This window comes from Achromobacter sp. PD1 (assembly GCF_048541815.1).
GTDB lineage: Bacteria > Pseudomonadota > Gammaproteobacteria > Burkholderiales > Burkholderiaceae_B > Achromobacter > Achromobacter bronchisepticus_A.
The window spans coordinates 2,686,285-2,704,300 of record NZ_CP183349.1; the positions used below are offsets into that span (position 1 = coordinate 2,686,285).

General features: G+C 65.5%; 18 protein-coding genes. 4 read left to right on the forward strand and 14 right to left on the reverse strand.

The annotated features are described in order from the left end of the window. Positions 1 to 27 precede the first annotated feature (27 nt). Both ACM1PE_RS12595 and nudC read right to left on the reverse strand, forming a co-directional pair. A complete protein-coding gene (locus ACM1PE_RS12595; protein ID WP_059375770.1) occupies positions 28 to 537 on the reverse strand; it encodes a winged helix DNA-binding protein in 510 nt (169 codons plus the stop codon). A 138-nt stretch (positions 538 to 675) separates the two neighbouring features. Beyond that, entirely contained in the window at positions 676 to 1,446 is a 771-nt protein-coding gene (gene nudC / locus ACM1PE_RS12600; RefSeq protein WP_059376162.1) for an NAD(+) diphosphatase, read from the reverse strand. Positions 1,447 to 1,716: 270 nt separating this feature from the next. Here nudC and ACM1PE_RS12605 point away from each other — a divergent pair, with 270 nt between their 5' ends. The 4 genes from ACM1PE_RS12605 to ACM1PE_RS12620 all read left to right on the forward strand — a co-directional run bounded on the left by ACM1PE_RS12605 (position 1,717) and on the right by ACM1PE_RS12620 (position 5,890). After that, positions 1,717 to 2,691 (forward strand): TRAP transporter substrate-binding protein, encoded by a 975-nt coding sequence (locus ACM1PE_RS12605; protein WP_059375768.1) that lies wholly within the window; start codon positions 1,717 to 1,719, stop codon positions 2,689 to 2,691. Between the two features lie 7 nt (positions 2,692 to 2,698). Further along, positions 2,699 to 3,199: a TRAP transporter small permease gene (locus tag ACM1PE_RS12610; RefSeq protein ID WP_013394009.1), complete on the forward strand. Its 501-nt coding sequence runs from the start codon at positions 2,699 to 2,701 to the stop codon at positions 3,197 to 3,199. Further along, positions 3,192 to 4,493, forward strand: coding sequence for a TRAP transporter large permease (locus ACM1PE_RS12615; RefSeq protein ID WP_059375756.1), 1,302 nt, complete (start codon positions 3,192 to 3,194; stop codon positions 4,491 to 4,493). Before ACM1PE_RS12610 ends, ACM1PE_RS12615 begins: the two co-directional genes overlap by 8 nt. Before the next feature lie 326 nt (positions 4,494 to 4,819). Further along, positions 4,820 to 5,890: a porin gene (locus ACM1PE_RS12620; protein ID WP_059375752.1), complete on the forward strand. Its 1,071-nt coding sequence runs from the start codon at positions 4,820 to 4,822 to the stop codon at positions 5,888 to 5,890. 57 nt (positions 5,891 to 5,947) lie between these two features. Here ACM1PE_RS12620 and ACM1PE_RS12625 read toward each other — a convergent pair whose 3' ends face one another. From ACM1PE_RS12625 to ACM1PE_RS12680, 12 genes are all read right to left on the reverse strand, one after another. Further along, complete coding sequence (locus ACM1PE_RS12625; protein WP_059375749.1) at positions 5,948 to 6,655, reverse strand: ABC transporter ATP-binding protein; 708 nt, start codon at positions 6,653 to 6,655, stop codon at positions 5,948 to 5,950. Between the two features lie 4 nt (positions 6,656 to 6,659). Beyond that, the gene (locus ACM1PE_RS12630; protein ID WP_306632595.1) at positions 6,660 to 7,382 is read right to left on the reverse strand and encodes an ABC transporter ATP-binding protein; all 723 of its coding nucleotides are present in this window, start codon (positions 7,380 to 7,382) and stop codon (positions 6,660 to 6,662) included. Beyond that, positions 7,363 to 8,352, reverse strand: a complete 990-nt coding sequence (locus ACM1PE_RS12635) for a branched-chain amino acid ABC transporter permease (RefSeq protein WP_118932040.1) — start codon at positions 8,350 to 8,352, stop codon at positions 7,363 to 7,365. Before ACM1PE_RS12635 ends, ACM1PE_RS12630 begins: the two co-directional genes overlap by 20 nt. A gap of 1 nt (position 8,353) precedes the next feature. Then, positions 8,354 to 9,205: a branched-chain amino acid ABC transporter permease gene (locus ACM1PE_RS12640; protein WP_054454041.1), complete on the reverse strand. Its 852-nt coding sequence runs from the start codon at positions 9,203 to 9,205 to the stop codon at positions 8,354 to 8,356. A gap of 48 nt (positions 9,206 to 9,253) precedes the next feature. After that, complete coding sequence (locus ACM1PE_RS12645; protein WP_059375741.1) at positions 9,254 to 10,501, reverse strand: ABC transporter substrate-binding protein; 1,248 nt, start codon at positions 10,499 to 10,501, stop codon at positions 9,254 to 9,256. 229 nt (positions 10,502 to 10,730) lie between these two features. Continuing rightward, positions 10,731 to 11,537: a putative hydro-lyase gene (locus ACM1PE_RS12650; protein ID WP_059376159.1), complete on the reverse strand. Its 807-nt coding sequence runs from the start codon at positions 11,535 to 11,537 to the stop codon at positions 10,731 to 10,733. A 107-nt stretch (positions 11,538 to 11,644) separates the two neighbouring features. Then, positions 11,645 to 12,550, reverse strand: coding sequence for a LysR family transcriptional regulator (locus tag ACM1PE_RS12655; protein WP_059375739.1), 906 nt, complete (start codon positions 12,548 to 12,550; stop codon positions 11,645 to 11,647). Positions 12,551 to 12,628: 78 nt separating this feature from the next. Then, on the reverse strand, positions 12,629 to 13,978 hold the full coding sequence (locus tag ACM1PE_RS12660) for an amidase (protein ID WP_419343465.1): 1,350 nt from the start codon (positions 13,976 to 13,978) through the stop codon (positions 12,629 to 12,631). A gap of 83 nt (positions 13,979 to 14,061) precedes the next feature. Beyond that, complete coding sequence (locus ACM1PE_RS12665; RefSeq protein WP_419343466.1) at positions 14,062 to 14,745, reverse strand: DUF2848 domain-containing protein; 684 nt, start codon at positions 14,743 to 14,745, stop codon at positions 14,062 to 14,064. 74 nt (positions 14,746 to 14,819) lie between these two features. Beyond that, the gene (locus ACM1PE_RS12670; protein WP_419343467.1) at positions 14,820 to 16,103 is read right to left on the reverse strand and encodes a TRAP transporter large permease; all 1,284 of its coding nucleotides are present in this window, start codon (positions 16,101 to 16,103) and stop codon (positions 14,820 to 14,822) included. Then, a complete protein-coding gene (locus ACM1PE_RS12675; RefSeq protein WP_059375734.1) occupies positions 16,100 to 16,720 on the reverse strand; it encodes a TRAP transporter small permease subunit in 621 nt (206 codons plus the stop codon). The genes ACM1PE_RS12670 and ACM1PE_RS12675 overlap by 4 nt, the downstream gene beginning before the upstream one ends. A gap of 239 nt (positions 16,721 to 16,959) precedes the next feature. Next, positions 16,960 to 18,006, reverse strand: coding sequence for a TRAP transporter substrate-binding protein (locus ACM1PE_RS12680; protein WP_059375731.1), 1,047 nt, complete (start codon positions 18,004 to 18,006; stop codon positions 16,960 to 16,962). Positions 18,007 to 18,016: the final 10 nt, after the last annotated feature.

The following is an 18,016-nucleotide window of genomic DNA, read 5'->3' on the forward strand; positions in this document are numbered from 1 at the left end:
CCTGCGGCCGCGCACGGGTAAACGGAATCAGAGAGAGGTCGCCGCGCGGGCCGCCTGGTCGTACAGGCCGGACAACGCGCGCAGCGTATGCGCCAGTTGGCGGCTGTAGTCCAGCCCGCCCCCGCCCGGCGCGTCCAGGCCGGCGGTCAGGCATTGTTCGCGGACCTCGGCATAGCGCTTGAGTATGGCCGCGCCTTCCGGGGTCACGCTGTAAAAGACTTCCTTGCTGCTGCGCTCGCCCTTGACCACGCCCAGGCGGTCCAGCTTCTTAAGCGCGTAGCTGACGATGTGCGTGTCCTCGACATTCAGCGTGAAGCAGATGTCGGCCAGCTTTTTGGGGCGCTCACGGTGATAGACATGATGAAAGACCATCACGTCGGTGGGCGTCAGGTCGGGCAGCCCGGCCGCCGCCATGCAGCGCACGGTCCAGCGGTCGAAGGCATGGCTGGCGATCATCAGACCGAATTCCACTTCGGAAAGGTCGGGCGCGCTGCCGCCGGCCAAATGGGCCGACGATGCAATCAAAGTGGGGGTCATGGAAGACGCAAGCCGAGTTTATATGAGCGAAATACTAATAATTTATCTATATTTCATCAATAAAAAATGCGGACGGGACGCCAAAAATTCCCTCTTTCGAGGGAATACCCCTAGGAGACTGCAAGCGAAACGACGGTTTTAAGGCGCCGACCAGCCCATGGGCAGGTTCGCCCGGATCAACCATCCCGCGATGGAAATCCGCGGCGCGATCTCGGGCATGGGATCGCCCGGACCGAACCAGCGCGCATCGGCGATCTCGTCTTCCTGCACGCGTATGTCGCCGGACACGTAGTCCGCCGTGAACGCGACCATGAGCGAATGCGGAAACGGCCAGGACTGGCTGCCGAAATACTGCAGGTTACCGACCTTCAGGCCGACCTCCTCATGGACCTCGCGGTGGATGGTCTGTTCGATGCTTTCGCCGGGCTCGACGAAACCGGCCAAGGCGGTATAGCGCGAGGTCGCGGTGGTGGTGTGGCGCGCCAGCAGGATGCTGTCGCCCTTGCGGATCAGCACCATCATGGCGGGCGAAATGCGCGGGTAGGCCGAGAAGCCGCAGGACGGGCAACGCAGACAGAATTCGGTGGACACCCGCTCTGCCGGCGTACCGCAGACGCCGCAGAACCGGTGCGTGCGCGCCCATTCGGCGATCTGGTAGGCGCGTCCGGCCAGCGCCATGCGCTCGTCATCCAGCACGCCAAAGAGCGAACGCAGCTTCCTGAAGGCGTAGCCCTGCGGCGGTTCCACGCCAGGTTCGACATGCACCGTGCGGCAGGGCGAGCCGGGCATGGCCCAGATCGGCTGCAAGGCCGCGGCCGCCACGCCTATCTGCACGCACAAGGCGGTGTCCGGCAATACGGCGGACGTCTCTTCAACCAGCAACTCATCACGACGGAAAACGAAATTCACACACGCCTCGGCACCATGCATTCGATACGCAATGTTAGAAGAAAAACCGCTGCCGCAATGCGTTTGCGCAAAGATTGAACCCTCAATGATCGACGCTGCGCACGCCTGTTAGGAATAACCCGTAAAGACGCGATTTCGCGCGCCCCGCCGCCGCATAGCAACATAGAATGGCACGGCTTTTCAGCTGCGCGTCATCGCCGCAGCGCTCTCTTTTTCGCAATGCCTATCGGGCACAACCCGGCTTCACCATTCGCAAAGAAGGACCACCCCATGCACAAGAAGATTTCCCTGTTGGCAGGCAGCATCGTCCTGGCGTTCAGCGCCGGCGCCCAGGCTCAAACGAAATGGGATCTGCCCACCGCCTATCCGGCCAGCAACTTCCACGTTGAAAACCTGACCACCTTCGTCAAGGACGTGGACACGCTGTCCGAAGGCAAGCTGAAGATCACGCTGCACAACAACGCCTCGCTGTACAAAGCGCCCGAGATCAAGCGCGCGGTGCAGGGCAACCAGGCGCAGATCGGCGAGATCCTGCTGACCAACTTTGCGAACGAAGATCCGATCTACGAACTGGACGGCCTGCCCTTCCTGGCCACCGGCTATGACGCGTCGTTCAAACTCTATCAAGCGCAGAAGCCCTTCCTCGAAAAGAAGCTCAACGCGCACGGCATGACGCTGCTGTACGCGGTGGCGTGGCCGCCCCAGGGCATCTTCGCCAACAAGGACATCAAGCAGATCAGCGACATGAAGGGCCTGAAGTGGCGCGCCTACAGCCCGGTGACGGCCAAGATCGCCGAACTGGTCGGCGCGCAGCCCGTTACCGTGCAGCAGGCTGAACTGGCCCAGGCCATGGCCACCGGCGTGATCGATTCCTATATGTCCTCGGCCTCCACCGGCTACGACACCAAGACCTACGAGTACATCAAGAAGTTCTACGACACCCAGGCCTGGCTGCCGAAGAACGCCATCATCGTCAACAAGAAGGCGTTCGACGCGCTTGACCCCGCGACCCAGGCCGCCTTGAAGAAGGCCGGCGCGCAAGCCGAAGAGCGCGGCTGGAAGCTGTCGCAGGAAAAGAACAAGTGGTATCAGGCGGAACTGGCCAAGAACGGCATGGAAACCATCCAGCCCACGGTCGAACTGAAGGAAGGCCTGTCCGTGATTGGCAAGCGCATGCTGGACGACTGGCTGAAGAAGGCTGGCGCCGATGGCCAGGCCATGATCGACGCCTACAAGAAGCAGTGATATTTCCATGCGCCGCTTTCTAGATGGTCTTTACGGCGCGGCCGGCCTGCTGGCCGGCCTGTGCACGATCGGCGTCCTGGTGTCGGTGCTGGCCGCGATCATCGCGCGCCAGCTCAGCATGAACATACCCGGCACGGACGCCTATGCCGGGTATTTCATGGCCGCCGCCGGGTTCCTCGCCCTTGCCAGTACGTTCAAGCACGGCGAACACATCCGCGTGACGCTGCTGCTCAATTCTCTCAAGCCCGCCGCAGGCCGCAAGCTGGATATCTTCGCCCTGGCGGTCGGCTGCCTGCTCGCGTCCGCCTTCGCGTTCTTCAGTGTCAAGCTGACCTACGACTCCTGGCAGTTCAACGACATCTCCACGTCCAACGACGCGACGCCGCTCTGGATACCGCAACTCAGCATGGCCGTGGGCACGGTGCTGTTCCTGGTCGCCCTGATCGACGAGCTGATCCGACGCTCACGCGGCCTGTCCGCCGCCACTTCGCAGCAAACCCATGAATGAACTACTCGTCATCACCCTATTGGTCGTCTCGATCTTCGCGCTCCTGGGCTGCGGGGTCTGGGTCGGCCTGACCCTGGCGGGGACCGCCTGGATCGGCATGGAGATCTTCTCCAGCCGGCCCGCGGGCGATGCCATGGCCGTCACCATCTGGGGCGCGTCCTCCAGCTGGACGCTGACCGCCCTGCCGCTTTTCCTGTGGATGGGCGAAATCCTGTTCCGCACGCGGCTGTCCGAAGACCTGTTCAAGGGACTCGCCCCCTGGCTCAACCGCCTGCCCGGGCGGCTGCTGCACACCAACGTGATCGGCTGCGCCATCTTCGCGGCGGTCTCGGGCTCGTCCGCGGCGACCTGCGCCACGGTCGGCAAGATGACCATCCCGGAACTGACGCGCCGCGGCTATCCCGAGGACAAGATCCTGGGTACGCTGTCGGGCGCCGGCACGCTGGGCCTGCTGATCCCGCCGTCCATCATCATGATCGTGTACGGCGTGGCGGCGGACGTGTCCATCGCCAAGCTGTTCATCGCGGGCATCGTGCCGGGCATCCTGCTGGCCCTGCTGTTCATGGGCTACATCGCCTGGTGGGCGATCCGCAATCCCGGCCAGGTGCCGGCGGCCGACCCCGGCCTGTCGCTGCTGGAAAAGCTGTCGCGTTCGCGCCATCTGATCCCGGTGATGCTGCTGATCGGCGCGGTGCTGGGCTCCATCTATACCGGCATCGCCACCGCCACGGAAGCGGCGGCGGTCGGCGTGGTGGGCGCGCTGATCCTGTCTGCGCTGCAGGGATCGCTGAACCGCTCCGCCTTCATGCAATCGCTGCTGGGCGCCACCCGGCTGTACTGCATGATTGCGCTGATCCTGGCGGGTGCGCAGTTCCTGACCCTGGCCATGGGCTATATCGGCCTGCCGCGCGCGCTGGCTGAATGGATCGGGGGGCTGGGCCTGTCGCAGTTCGGGCTCATCATGGCGCTGATGGTGTTCTTCATCGTCCTGGGCTGCTTCCTGGACGGCATCTCCATTGTCGTGCTGACCATGGGCGTGCTGTTGCCCACCGTGCAGGCCGCCGGCATCGATCTGATCTGGTTCGGCATCTTCATCGTGTTCGTTGTGGAAATGGCACAAATCACGCCGCCCGTGGGGTTCAACCTGTTCGTTCTGTCCGGCATGAGCGGCAGGGAACTGCCCTACATCGCGCGCGCCTCGCTGCCGATGTTCTTCCTGATGATCCTGGCGGTGCTGCTGCTCTATGCCGTGCCCGGCATAGCGACGTGGCTGCCGCTGCACATGACGCTATAGCGCGGCGCTGATATGAAAACCCCGTTTCTGAAACGGGGTTTTTTTTGGCCTCCGGTCTCGCCTCCCCCTGTTTTTTCGTGTTGTAAACCAGGGAAAACTCCAAAAAACAACAGGTGCCGCTCACGCCCCAGTTTTTCTAGAATTCCCTGGCGCTGCTACGTTGCAACATTACGGCGTATATGTGCATATGCGGCTATCGCCCGGACCCGCGCTTACCGTAAGCGTCGGTGCGACGGCCCAGCGCCTGACGATCCGCCAGGCGCGAACAGCCGGGCCAAAAGCCCGGCGCCACTAATAAATAGCGCTACCCAGGAGGAGCCCCCAGCATGAAACGCATTCCCCTATCCCTCGCCCTTGCAAGCCTGGGCCTGGCCGCCGGCGCGGCCCACGCCGAAACCAGCGTCACCCTGTACGGCATCGCCGACGTCAGCATCCGCTACCTGAGCACCAGCGCCGGCAGCGTCGGTCAAGACGGCAGCCGCGTGTCGATGGAGAACGGCGCCATATCCAACAGCCGTTGGGGCCTGCGCGGCTCCGAAGACCTGGGCGACGGCAACCGCGCCTTCTTCCGCCTGGAAAACGGCTTCAACATGCAGAACGGCCGCGGCTCGGATCCGTCCAAGACCTTCAGCCGCCTGGCCTACATCGGCCTGGACGGCGGCAACATCGGCGCGCTGACCCTGGGTCTGCAGAACACCCCGATGTTCGACCTGCTGGCCGACTACTTCGACCCGCTGACCGTCGGCAACTACGACCAGAACGCCTGGCTGCCCGCCGCCATGTCGCGCGTGCGCACCAACAACATGACCAAGTACTCCAACACCATTGGAGACCTGGCGTTCGTGCTGTCCTGGGCCAACGGCGACGACTACAAGGACCACAAGGCCGGCCAGCAGTACGGCGCCAGCCTGCGCTACACCGTCGGCAAGCTGGGCCTGGGCGCGGCCTACCAGCAGACTTACGATGGCACGGATTCCGATCTGCGCCAGCGCGTCTGGAACCTGAACGCCTCGTATCAGTTCGACGGCGCCAAGGTCTTCGCCGGCTACTACAACGGCCGCGACGAAACCGGCTGGGTCAACGCCGTGATGGGCGGCAACCAGGCGCCCGGCCTGGACCGCAAGGACAATGGCTACTTCGCCGGCGCCACCTGGCAGGCCACGCCGCGCTGGGCCATCACCGGCGCCGCCTACTACGACCAGAGCAAGAACGTGGTCGAAGACGGCGACAAGGGCAAGCGCTACGCGCTGGTCGCCGTGGCCGAGTACTCGCTGTCCAAGCGCTCGCAGATCTACGGCACGGTCGACTGGAACAAGGTCAACGACGCCGCCAGCGGCGAAATCGCCGGCAAGAGCAGCCAGCTCGGCGCCGCAGTGGGCTTCCGCCACATCTTCTGATGACTGTCCGCGCCAGACGCCTTGCGCGTCCGGCGCGGTTTCGTCACGCTCCCTTCCTTACATCCCCAGATAGGCCTTGCGCACCTCGTCCGAGGCTGCCAGCTCCGCCGCTTCGCCCGACAGCGCCACCCTGCCGCTTTGCATCACGTAGGCGCGCGCCGCGACTTCCAGCGCCTGGGCCATGTTCTGCTCCACCAGCAAGACCGACAGGCCGTCATCGCGGTTCAAGGCCGCCAACGCGTCGAATACCTGTTCCACCAGCAAGGGCGACAGGCCCAGGCTGGGCTCGTCGATCAAGAGCAGGCGCGGTCCGCTCATCAGCGCCCGGCCGATGGCCAGCATCTGGCGCTCGCCGCCCGACATGGTTCCGGCCAGTTGCGTGCGACGCTCCTTCAGGCGCGGGAACAGGGTGTAGACGCGCTCCAGGCGTTCCCCGTACACGCGCTCATCGCGCACGGTGTACGCGCCCAGGCGCAGATTCTGTTCCACGGGCTGGCGCGCGAACACGCGCGCGCCCTCGGGAATCATCGAGATACCCTGCGTCACCAGCCTGTCCGGCGGCGTGCCGGTGATATCCCGGCCTTCGAAAATCACCCGGCCGCTCTTGGGCTTGACGGAGCCGACGATCGCCATCAGGGTGCTGGACTTGCCCGCGCCGTTGGCGCCCAGCAGCGCAGCGATCTCGCCCGGCCTGACCTCCAGCGACAGGCCGCGCACCGCCTGCACGCCGCCGTAGGCCACGCTCAGGTCTTCCACTTTCAGCATCGCATCAGGCACGGTGCTTTCTCCCCAGATAGGCTTCGATCACGGCCGGATTGCGCACGATTTCCTGCGGCGCCCCCTCGGCGATCATCTGGCCGAAGTTCAACACCAGCACCCGGTGCGCCAGCCGCATGACCACCTCCAGCACATGCTCCACGATGATGAGCGTGACGCCCGACGCGTGGATGCCGCGCAGGATCTCGGCCAGGGCGATGGCCTCGGCCGGGTTCAGTCCGCCCGCCACTTCGTCCAGCAGCAGCATGCGCGGCTCGGTGGCCAGCGCCCGGGCCAGTTCGACCCGCTTCTGTCCCGCCACATTGAGCTCGGCCGCCCTGACGTCGGCGCGTTCGGCCAGGCCCACCAGTTCCAGCACGCGGGCCGATTCGCGGCGCGCGTCCTGCAGGCGCGGATGGCGCAGCAGCGCGCCGACCATGGCGTTCTCCAGCACCGTCATCTGCCCGAAGCTGCGCGGGATCTGGTAAGTGCGCACCAGACCCATGGCGGCCACCTGTTCGGGCCGCCGGCCTATCATCGACTGGCCGTCGAAAGTCACCGAGCCGGAGGTGGGCTCATGATGCCCGACCAGGCCGTTGAACAAGGTGCTCTTGCCCGCTCCGTTCGGGCCGATGATGGCGACGATCTCGCCCGCCTCGACCGACAGCGAGATGTCCTTGTTCGCGACCAGCCCGCCGAATTGCTTGGTCAGGTTCTTAACGTCCAGCAGAGCCACGGCGCCTCCTCAATGTCACCAGCCCACCCGGCAGGAACAGCGTGACCAGCAAGATGGCCAGGCCGAAAATCAGCAGATCCAGGCCCAGGCCCGAACTGCCCCACAACACGCGCGTGCCCTCGGACAGCGGTAGCAGCACCGCCGCGCCCAGCCACGGGCCGATCAGCGTGCCGACCCCGCCCAGGATGGTCACCAGCACGACCTGCACCGACATCGTCAGGTTGAACATGGATTCCGGGTCGATGAAGCCCACGTACATGGCAAAGAAGCCGCCCCATACGCCGGTCATGCCCGCCGACATCACGAATGCCAGCATCTTGTAGCGGTCCGCGGGCACGCCCAGGCTGCGCGAGGCCGCCTCGTCGCCGTTGATGGCACGCCAGTAGAAGCCGGTCTTGGAATGCACCAGGAAGAAGGTGGCGCAAAAGGTCAGGAAGGCCAGCCCCACCGCGATCCAGTAGTACGGCACCTTGCTGCGGAACAGCAGCATCCAGGCGGCGTCGCCGATGGGCGCCTCCAGGCCGACCGCGCCGCCCGCCCATTCCCAGTTGATCATCAGCAGCAGGCCGATCTGCAGCAGCGCGATGGTGGCCATGGCGAAGTAATGGCCGGACAGCCGCAGGGTGGGTCCGCCCACCAGCCACGCCAGCGCGGCGCTGATCACCCCGCCCAGCGGGATGCCCAAAAGCGGCGTGAGCTTCAGATGGTGCAGCAGCAGCAAGGTGGTGTAGCCCCCTACCCCCACGAACACGCTATGGCCGAAGGAGATCCGCCCGAGGAAGCCGCCCACCAGGTTCCAGCAGGCGCCCAGCGCGCCGAACATGATGGCCAGCAGCAGCACCTGCAGGGTGAAGGCATCCTTCACAACCAGCGGCACCAGGGCCATCAGGATGGCCGCGACGGCAGCGGCCAGGACCGGCCATTTGGGCACGCCGGCGGACACGGTATCGATCTTGTCTGTCTTGTTCATCTCACCACCGCCCGAACAGGCCGCGCGGCCGATACCAGAGAACCAGGATGAACAGGATGAAGACGCTCACGGTCTTCAACGCTGGGGCGACGAAGTAGCCGGTCATGGCCTCGATGATGCCGATCAGGATCCCCGCGATGAAGGCGCCAGGCAACGACCCGAAGCCGCCCATGCACACCGCCACGAAGGCCAGCAGGCCAAACACCGTGCCCACCGAGGGAAATACGTAGAAGAAGGTGGTCAGCAAGGCGCCGGCCAGGCCGACCGCCGCGCTGCCCAGCATCCAGACCTGGGCGTTGACCCGGTCGGGCGAAATGCCCACCAGCGCCGCCACCTGGCGGTCTTCCGCCACCGCCTGCAGGGCATGGCCCCAGCGCGTGCGGTACACCAGGATGAACAGCGCGACCACCACCACCAGCGCGATCAGGCCCGTCACCACCTGGGGTCGGCCCAGCGAGATGCCGGCAACCGTGACGCTGCCCGACACCAGCGTGTCCGGCAGGCTGCGGTAGTCGGGGCTGAAGGCGATGAAGGCAATCTGGCGCAGCACCAGCCCAAGGCCGAAGGTGGCCAGGATGACCGCCATCGCCGGCCCCTTCTGCAGGCGGCGGATAATGAGGGCATAAGTCAGGAAGCCGACGAAGGCGAGCAGGACCGCCACCAGCGGCGCCGACAGCGTGGGATCGATGTGGCCCAGCGTGTAGAGCCAATAGGCGGCATACATGCCCAGCATCAGGAACTCGCCATGGGCGAAGTTGATGACGTCGGTGATGCCCCAGATCAGCGCCAGCCCCACCGCCACCGCGGCATAGATCAGGCCGTTGAACAGGCCTGCCGAGAGAGCTTCAAACATGGAGTGCTCCTCGCGGCGGGCCCCGCGGCCCGCCGCGTCAGACTATGTTTACTTCCAGGTGAACGGCAGCGTGGGCAGGTTCTTGTCGGTACGGTATTTTTCCGGCCACACGGTCTGGTAGGCCGCGCCCTTGAGTTCCAGGATCAGGCCCGAACCCTTGGTGTTCTGGCCCTTGGCGTCGAACTGCACCCCGGCCCAGGGCATCGCGACCTGCGCCTCGCCCAGATCGGTGGCGGCCAGCGCCTTGCGGATCGCCTCGGGGTCGGTCGAACCGGCCCGGTTGATCGCGTCGGCCAGCACCAGCACGCCCTGCATCGAACGGGCGTTGTTGCCGTTCAGGTCCTTGCCCGTCTTGGCCTTGTACATGTCGTTGATCTTTTTCAGCCCGGCCTTGGATGCCGCCACGTCATTGCCCCAGACGTCGCGCGTCAGCACGCCCTGGACCTGCGGCCCCACCTCCTGCACGAAGCGCGAATCGATGAAGCCCGCGTCGTTGGCCAGGAACACCGGCGGCGCGTACTTGCTTTCGCGCATGGTGCGCACGAACAGCATGGCGTCCGAGGTATAGCTGGCGAAGATCGCCACATCGGGCTTGGCGGCCGCCAGTTTCTGCACTTCCGCCGTCACCGAGGCCGAGCCGGCGCTGTAGGCGATGTTGGCGACCAATTGGCGGTTGTATTGCTTGGCGAACTTTTCGACCGCCTTGTAGGTGTTCACGCCGAAGTCGGTGTTCTCGTACACCACGGCGATCTTGGCGGTCGGCACCGCCTTGATGCCATCCAGGAACTGCATCATGTTCTCGACGAAGGTATCGTCGTTGGGCGAGGTGCGGAAGAACCACTTATAGCCGCGCTCGGTCAGGTCCGGGCTGCTGGATTCGCCATTGACGTAGGGTATGCCGCGCTGCTCGGCGATGCGGCTGGCGGTCTTGGTCACGGCGGACTGGTAGGCGCCGGTCAAGGCCACTACCTTTTCCTGGTCGATCAGGCGTTGGGCGTCGGCCAGGCCCACTTCGGGCTTGCCCTGGGAATCTCCGAACACCACTTCGATCTTGGCGCCGCCCAGCGCCGGCAAGCCGCTGCCCGCTGCCAGCGGTATGCCTTCCAACTCGGGATGAGGATTGTTGATGATCTCGACCGCCAGTTCGACGGCCGCCTTGATTTCAGCCCCGGTGGACGCCAAGGCGCCCGATAGCGGATAGATTGCGCCGATGCGCACGGCCTGTTGCGCTTGCGCGGGAACGGCGCACATCAGCGCCAGGCTCGCGGCGACACCCGCGATGAGCTTCATCTTCATAACTGGACTCCTGGATTGGACCGGCTGGGTGTGAAAGCAATGCATGGCCGCGTTGGCGGCGGCACGAGACCCTCCGGCAAGCCGGAAGGCCCCAGATTCAAAGCGGTTGTCGCCATTTCCCCTTGTCCTTTAATGGATCGTTTTGGTGGCACAACTGGTACTGCAGCGCGAGTAGAGACTTCTAACCGCTACCCGCTTACGCGCTACTGAGAAAGCGGATGGTTGGCGGTCAGAACACCGCCATCCGGCTGTTGATGAGGTCCGTGACCAGCATATGGCCCGGCGCGTGGGTAATGCAGAATTCCGGCTTGACCGCTGCGACCACCGACTGCGGCGTTACGCCGCAAGCCCAGAACACGGGCATTTCCCCTTCACGGATTTCCACCGGATCACCATAGTCCGGGCGGTTGATGTCGGCAATCCCGATCAACGCGGGGTCGCCGATATGCACCGGCGCGCCGTGGACCGAGGGAAAACGCGAGGTGACCTGGATGGCGCGGATGGCGTCCGCCGCCTTCAGGGGACGCATGGACACGACCAACGGACCGCCGAACACGCCCGCGGCATGGGTCGGGACGCTGGTGCGATACATGGGCACGTTGCAGCCCTGCTCGATGTGGCGCACGGGCAAGCCGTTGTCCAGCATCGCTTCCTCGAAGGAGAACGAGCAGCCGATCAGGAACGACACCAGATCGTCGCGCCAGATATCGCGCACATCGGTAGGCTCGGCCACCAGCTCGCCGTTCTTCCATACCCGGTAACGCGGGATGTCGCTGCGGATGTCGATGTCCTGGCCCAGTTCCGGCAAGGCGGGATCGCCGGGTTCGGACATGGCCAGCAAGGGACAGGGCTTGGGATTGCGCTGGCAGAAATGCAGGAAGTCCGCGGCCAGCGCGCGCGGCAGAATGGCGAGGTTGGCCTGGACGTGGCCCGGCGCCAGATTGGCGGTCGGGCCGGTCAGCTTGCCGCTGCGCGCGTCCAGGCGCGCCTGCCGGGCCAATTCGACGCTGGCGCGCGCCGCGGGTTTGGATTGCATGCCTATCCCCTTGATGATGATGCAGGTATTGGGGCATTGCACAGGAACCGCGGGCCAGCGTCCAATCACAAGTTGCGATAGACCCCGATCAAAAATATTTATCAGGGTTATGCCGGATGGCGCAGCGCCTCTTCCCGCGCGATCTGCTGCGCCGCCTCAGCCACCGCGCGCGGAATCTGGCTGTCCGGCCCCTGCATCCAGCAAGCGGTGTAATGCAGCGGCGGCAAGGCCGGCGCCTTCACGTCCAGGATGCGCAATTCGCCCTGCGCCAGCTCCTTGTGCAGGATGACGGGCGCGATGACCGCGGTGCCGATGCCGTCCTGCGCCATCCGCACGATGACGCTGAGCGCGGAGCTGCCGTACATGCGCGGCGCCTCGACGCCCGCCTGCTGCAACAGCTGGCGCACGGCGCGATGCGGATCGGTGGTGGAGGGATAGGTGATCACCGGCCATTCGGCCAGGCGCTTGAGCGCGATCGGCTGGCGTCCGACCTTGAGCTTGGGGCTTGCCACCCAGGACAGCGGGTAATTGCAGAGGTAGAGGTTCTCGATGCGGGGCTCTTCCATCGGCCCCAGCAGAAATGCCAGGTCGATCTGGCGCGAGGCGAGCTGCGTCTTCAGCACCGTGGTCGTATCCACCTGGATCTCGACCATCAGCGCCGGATAGGCGTCGTGCAGATATTCCATCAGGGTTGGCAGCCAGGTATGGACGATGGTTTCCGATACCCCCAGCCGCAGCATGCCGCTCATCACGCTCTTGGCGCGCGCGGCCTCCTGCATGTCGCGCCGCATCTGCAGCATGCGCTCGGCATGCGACAGCAGCTCGCGCCCCTTGCCTGTCAGCTTGATGCCACGCGTGTCGCGGTCGAACAGGCGCACGCCCAGATCGGATTCCAGCGATGCGATGCGCTGGGAAATGGCCGGTTGGGTGGCATTGAGCTTCTCGGCCGCCGCCCGGAAACCGCCCAGGGTGGCGACCCAGAAGAACGTTTCGATATTGCGCAGATCGATCATGGCGGCGGCATCCGGCTATGCAGCCGCCATCTTAGCGCCCAGGACGGACCGGCGGCCACCGCCCGTCCCGGCTGCGCCTCACTGGCCGGCGTAGAGCGCTTCCACCGCCAGGCCGATGCTCAGGATACGGCGGTCCGCGCCGTTGCTGCCCGCGATCATCAGGCCCACAGGCGCCGTGCCGGCGGCATGGCAAGGCAGCGACAGCGCGCAGCCATCCAGGAAATTGATCAGCGTCGGGTTGCGCAGGATCAGGCCGTTGGCGGCGTAATAGGCATCATCGGAGGCCTGCAGGTCGGCCACCGCCGGCGCCACGATGGGCGTGGTCGGCATGATCAGGGCGTCGTAGCCGGCAATGCGGCGGTCCACCGCCGCGACCCAGGCTTCGCGCGCATCCAGCAAGTCCAGGTAGTCGGCCGCGCTCATGTCCTTGCCGCGCATGATGCGCGACACCACGCGCGGGTCATAGCGCTTGCCGGCGCGGGCGATCAGGTCGCGGTGCCAGGCCCAGGCTTCGGCGGCGGTAAAGCCGCCCTTGGCGTTGATGGCGGCCAGTTCGGCGAATTGCGGAATCGCGATCTCTTCGACCAGGGCGCCGGCGGCCTTCAGTCGGCTCACGGCGGCTGCGAAGCTGTCGGCAACATGCTTGTCCATGGCGTCCAGCGCCAGCGTGGTCGGGATGGCCAGGCGCAACCCGCGCAGCACGGCCGCCTCCGGCGCCGGGCCGCCGTCGCCGGACAGGATGGCGTCCAGTTCAGCGCAGCAGCGCACGCTGGCGGCGATGGGGCCGATGGAGTCCAGGTTGGCCGACAGCGGCAGCACGCCTTCCATGGAGACGCGCCAGGCGCTGGGCTTGAAGCCCGTCAGGCCGCAGAGCGCGGCCGGAATGCGCACGGAACCGCCAGTGTCCGAACCGATGGCCGCGGCCGACATGCCGTCGGCAACCGACACCGCGGCGCCCGAGGACGAGCCGCCCGGGATGCGGCCGGTGGCGCGGTCGTAGGGGTTCAGGGGCGTGCCGTAATGGGGATTGATGCCCAGGCCCGAATAGGCGAATTCGGTCATGTTGGTGCGGCCGATGATGACCGCGCCTGCCGCGATCAGACGGCGCACGACTTCAGCGTCGGCGTCGGCCGCCGGTTCGCCTTCACGGGCCACCGAGCCAGCCATCGTGGTTTCGCCTTCGATGTCGAAGAGATCCTTGATGCTGATCGGCAAGCCCTCGATCGCGGAGCGGACGATGCCGGCGGCGCGCAGCGTGTCGGAAGCTTGCGCCTGCGCCAACGCGGATTCGGCGTACAGGCGGGTGAACGCGCGCGCGCCCTCGCCCGCTTGGTCCTGTGCGCGGGCCAGCGCCGCCTGCGTCAGTTCCACGGAGGTGCTGCGGCCCTCTTGCAGGGCCTGGGTCAGATCGTTCAAAGTCGGAACCATAGTCATCCTAGTGCCGTCTTGCGGCTTGAGTGCAAACGGGCGCGCCCGCGGGCGCGCCTGGCGATCGGCGCCTGGGGCCAGAATCAGGCCACCACGGGCAGCGTCTCGACATGATAGCGGTGGCGCAGGCTGCGCTGGCGCCGCGGATCGTGCAATTCCATGGTGAAGTCGGCCGCGGCGCGGATGCCGCCGATCGCGCCCACCGTGCCGCAGGTCATACCCGCGCCGGCCGGCAGCACCGTGGCGCCGCCGGTATAGCCCGCGATCAGGTCCTGCGGCGTGCGCAACGACGCCAGCGGGCCTTCCTGGTACAGCACTTCCACGCCGTTCTCGACGATGTAGGAACGGATGACGAGCTCGTCCCAGTAGTCCGCCACGTCGGCCAGGCGCCAGGCGCTCGTGGCCACGGGCTTGACGCAGACCTGCTTGGACATCGCCACGCTGTAGGTTTCCAGCTTGCGGTCGGTATGGTCGGAGGCGATGCTGACGTACATTTCGCCGTCCACGGAGAACACGAAGGTCTCGACTTCGCCCGAGGAATCCTCGCCCAGGGCCTGCACGGTTTCCCTCTGCGTCAGTTGATTGTCGGCAATGCGGTAGTACAGCGGCACGCTGCTGGGACGCGGCACGCCGATGGCGGCCAGCTCTTCGATGTGATGCTCGATCGCGGCCATGTCGCGGCCGGCCCAGCCGGCGACGATCAGGGTGTTGAACTCCACTTCCACCTGGCGGGGTTGCGAGTCTTCGATCTGGAATACGGCTTTCATGTCTGTCCTGCTGAGAATTAGGGAGTGAAGGACGCGGCGGTTCGCCGCGCCCCGGAACGTCTAGGCAATAAAGGTCAGCCGAATACGCGCGGCAGCCACAGCGCCACGTCCGGCCAGAAGGCCAGCAGCGCCAGCATCACGAACATGGCGGCCACGAACGGCAGGCTGCCGACGATGACCGCGCTCATGGAACCGCTCTTGCGCAGGCTTTGCACCACGAACAGGTTCAGGCCCACCGGAGGCGTGATCAGGGCGGCTTCGACCAGGATGATGATGACGATGCCCAGCCAGATGGGATCGAAACCCAGGCCGATCATGATGGGCGCCACGATGGGGATGGTCGTGATCATCATGGACAGCGTTTCCATGAAGCAGCCCAGCACCAGGTAGAAGATCACCACGATCAGCAGCATCCAGCCGGGCGACAGGCCCAGGCCCGTGATCGACTTGGTCAGCGCATCGGTCAGGCCGGTCGCGGACATGACGAAGTTCAGGAAGCTGGCCGCCACCACGATCAGCATGATCATGGCCGTGGAGCGCATGGTGCCTTCCATGACCTCGCGCAGCATCGACCACGACAGGCGGCGGAACCAGGCCGCCAGGATGAAAGCGCCCAGCACGCCCAGCGCGGCGGCCTCGGTCGGCGTGGCCAGGCCGGCGTAGATGGAACCCACCACCAGGAAGAAGATCCCCATGGGCGGCGCCAGATGCACCAAGCTGGCGAAACGCTGGCCCCAGGTCGCCTGGCTCTTCTTGCCGCCCCAGGACGGCTTGGCGACGCAGGCGATGACCACCGTCAGCATGAACAGCGCGGCCATCGCGAAACCCGGGATGATGCCGGCCAGGTACAGCTTGGGCACCGAGGAGTTCGTCAGCACGCCGTAGATGACCAGGTTGATCGAGGGCGGGATCAGGATGCCCAGCGTGCCGCCGGCGGCCAGGCTGCCCAGGAACAACGGCTCGTTGTAGCCGTACTTGCGGATCTGCGGGATCGCCACGGTGCCCACCGTCGCGGCGGTCGCGACGCTGGAGCCGGAGGTGGCCGAGAACAGCGTCGAGGCGCCGATGTTGGCGTGCATCAGCCCGCCCGGCAGCCACGACAGCCACAGGCTCATCGCGCCATACATGCGTTCGGCGAATCCTGCGCGCAGCAGCACCTCGCCCAGCATGATGAACAGCGGAATCGCCACCAGCAGGAATTCGTTGTTGGTGCTCCAGGAAACTTCGCCGATCGCGCGCGTCAGCGGCAGCATGGAGAACAGCGGGTCCAGGATCAGGCCCAGCACGCCCAGCGCCGCACCCACCGGAATCGACAGGCCGATCAAAACCAGGAGCAGTATCAATGCGGTGGAAATCATGCGGCCTCTCCCTTCACCATGCGCTCGCCGGCGGCGGCTTCCTCGTCGGCCTCTTCCTGCGCCGAACGCACGCCGCAAATGCTTCTGACCAGTTCGATATCACCCGTGACCAGCGCGGCGGAAGCGCGCGCCAGCATCAGCGCGACCGTGACGCACATCCAGGCCAGGCCCAGCGCCCACAGGCCCTGCGGAATCCACAGAGGCGTGGCCAGCGGCGTATTGGCCGCGGACTTCTGCGCCCAGGAGGTCTGCACCACCTCGAACGCGTAATACGTCAGGTACACCATGAAGACCGCCAGGGCCACCATGGAGATCCAGTCCAGCACGGCGGCGACGCGCACCGGCATGTACTGGTAGACCACGTCCACGCGCACGTTGGCGCGCTGCAGCGTGGCGAATGCCAACGCCCAGGAGGTGCTGATGGCGAAGGCATAGCTGGACAGCTCGTCCGCGCCGCCAGTCGTGAAGCCCAGGAACTTGCGGGCCAGCACGTCAAACGAGATCAGCAACACGCTGGCCACCGTCAGCGCGCCGCCGGCCCACACGGCCAAGCGCGAAAAGCTCTCGGCGCGCCGCAATAGCCCGCCCAGCAGGCGGAAGTGTTCAGATTGAGTCATGAGTCAAACCTTTGCAGGGCCAGGCAAGCATCGCCACCCCTGCTATTAGCAAACGATCCCATGGGGATGCCACGAAGCCGGCTATGCCGATCTGCAACAACTCCCCCTATCGGGATGTACCGAAACCAGCTCCACCGGTCCGTAGCACACCGCCCCATCCGGATGCCGCGGATCCGGCTCCGCCGGTCCGCAGGCATGCCCCCCTGGGGGGGAAGCGCGCAGCGCTTCGGGGGGGGGGACTACTTCATAGCGGTCAGGCCCAGCGTCTTGCCGACGGTGGCGTTGAAGTCCTTCACGCACTGGGCCGAGCAGCGCGCGGCCCACTTCGGCAGCACGGCCTCTTCGGTGACCTTCTTCAGCAGCGCGCGGTCAGCGTCCGAGGGCTGGACCAGGACCATCTTGCCCTTGACCGGGAACGGGCAAGCGGCGGCGCCCGTGTTGCAGTCATAGCCTTCCTGGGTCTGGCGCGCGGCGGCGTCCCAGATGTTGTCGACCAGCGTCTTCACATTGGTCTGCAGGAAAGTGCGCACGTTGGGGTCCAGCTTGTCCCAGGCCTTCTGGTTGACGGCGTGGATCTGCTGGTTCCAGTTGATCGGCAGCGCAACCAGGTGGGTCGACACTTCGTACCACTTGGCCGAATAGCCGGACAGCGAACCCGTGATGGCGCAATCCACCACCTTGTTCTGCAGCGCGGGCACCACTTCGCCGAAGGCCATGGTCACGCTGGAGCCGCCCAGCGCTTCGACGAACTCGGCGGTGGTGCGGCTGCTGGTGCGGACCTTCTTGCCCTTGATGTCGGCCAGGCTCTTGATTTCGGCGTTGCAGAACAGCACCTGCGCGGGATACGTGGAAATGCCCAGCAGCTTGACGTTGCTGCCTTCGCCATAGAGCTTGGCGTAGACCGGTTCGAACGCGTCGGTGACGGCGCGCGCGGTCTTGACGTCGGGCGCCAGGCCGGCCAGGTCGATCGCTTCGTTGATGGGGTTGTCGCTGGCGAAGTAGGCGAGCGTGGCGGTGCCGAATTCGACCACGCCCTGAGACATCAGGCGCAGCAATTCGGGGCCCTTCAAGCCCATTTCGTTGAAGCCCTTGATGTCGGCCGTGACCTGGCCCTTGGACAGCTCGGGGATGGTCTTGGTCCAGAACGGCTTTTCGTAATCGTTGTAAGCAGTCAGGTTGCTCAGGCCGCCCACGACTTTCAACTGGGTCTTGGGGAGGTCCTGTGCCTGGACGGCGCCGGCCAACAGGCTGGCGGCGACGGCGGCGAAAACTAGCGACTTCTTCATGGACAAAACT

Excerpts from the sequence above, each read along its gene's own strand:
- ACM1PE_RS12595 (WP_059375770.1), bottom strand. The coding sequence starts at position 537 with ATGACCCCCACTTTGATTGCATCGTCGGCCCATTTGGCCGGCGGCAGC.
- ACM1PE_RS12605 (WP_059375768.1), top strand. The coding sequence starts at position 1,717 with ATGCACAAGAAGATTTCCCTGTTGGCAGGCAGCATCGTCCTGGCGTTC.
- ACM1PE_RS12610 (WP_013394009.1), top strand. The coding sequence starts at position 2,699 with ATGCGCCGCTTTCTAGATGGTCTTTACGGCGCGGCCGGCCTGCTGGCC.
- ACM1PE_RS12615 (WP_059375756.1), top strand. The coding sequence starts at position 3,192 with ATGAATGAACTACTCGTCATCACCCTATTGGTCGTCTCGATCTTCGCG.
- ACM1PE_RS12620 (WP_059375752.1), top strand. The coding sequence starts at position 4,820 with ATGAAACGCATTCCCCTATCCCTCGCCCTTGCAAGCCTGGGCCTGGCC.
- ACM1PE_RS12625 (WP_059375749.1), bottom strand. The coding sequence starts at position 6,655 with ATGCTGAAAGTGGAAGACCTGAGCGTGGCCTACGGCGGCGTGCAGGCG.
- ACM1PE_RS12635 (WP_118932040.1), bottom strand. The coding sequence starts at position 8,352 with ATGAACAAGACAGACAAGATCGATACCGTGTCCGCCGGCGTGCCCAAA.
- ACM1PE_RS12640 (WP_054454041.1), bottom strand. The coding sequence starts at position 9,205 with ATGTTTGAAGCTCTCTCGGCAGGCCTGTTCAACGGCCTGATCTATGCC.
- ACM1PE_RS12645 (WP_059375741.1), bottom strand. The coding sequence starts at position 10,501 with ATGAAGATGAAGCTCATCGCGGGTGTCGCCGCGAGCCTGGCGCTGATG.
- ACM1PE_RS12650 (WP_059376159.1), bottom strand. The coding sequence starts at position 11,537 with ATGCAATCCAAACCCGCGGCGCGCGCCAGCGTCGAATTGGCCCGGCAG.
- ACM1PE_RS12655 (WP_059375739.1), bottom strand. The coding sequence starts at position 12,550 with ATGATCGATCTGCGCAATATCGAAACGTTCTTCTGGGTCGCCACCCTG.
- ACM1PE_RS12660 (WP_419343465.1), bottom strand. The coding sequence starts at position 13,978 with ATGGTTCCGACTTTGAACGATCTGACCCAGGCCCTGCAAGAGGGCCGC.
- ACM1PE_RS12665 (WP_419343466.1), bottom strand. The coding sequence starts at position 14,745 with ATGAAAGCCGTATTCCAGATCGAAGACTCGCAACCCCGCCAGGTGGAA.
- ACM1PE_RS12670 (WP_419343467.1), bottom strand. The coding sequence starts at position 16,103 with ATGATTTCCACCGCATTGATACTGCTCCTGGTTTTGATCGGCCTGTCG.
- ACM1PE_RS12675 (WP_059375734.1), bottom strand. The coding sequence starts at position 16,720 with ATGACTCAATCTGAACACTTCCGCCTGCTGGGCGGGCTATTGCGGCGC.
- ACM1PE_RS12680 (WP_059375731.1), bottom strand. The coding sequence starts at position 18,006 with ATGAAGAAGTCGCTAGTTTTCGCCGCCGTCGCCGCCAGCCTGTTGGCC.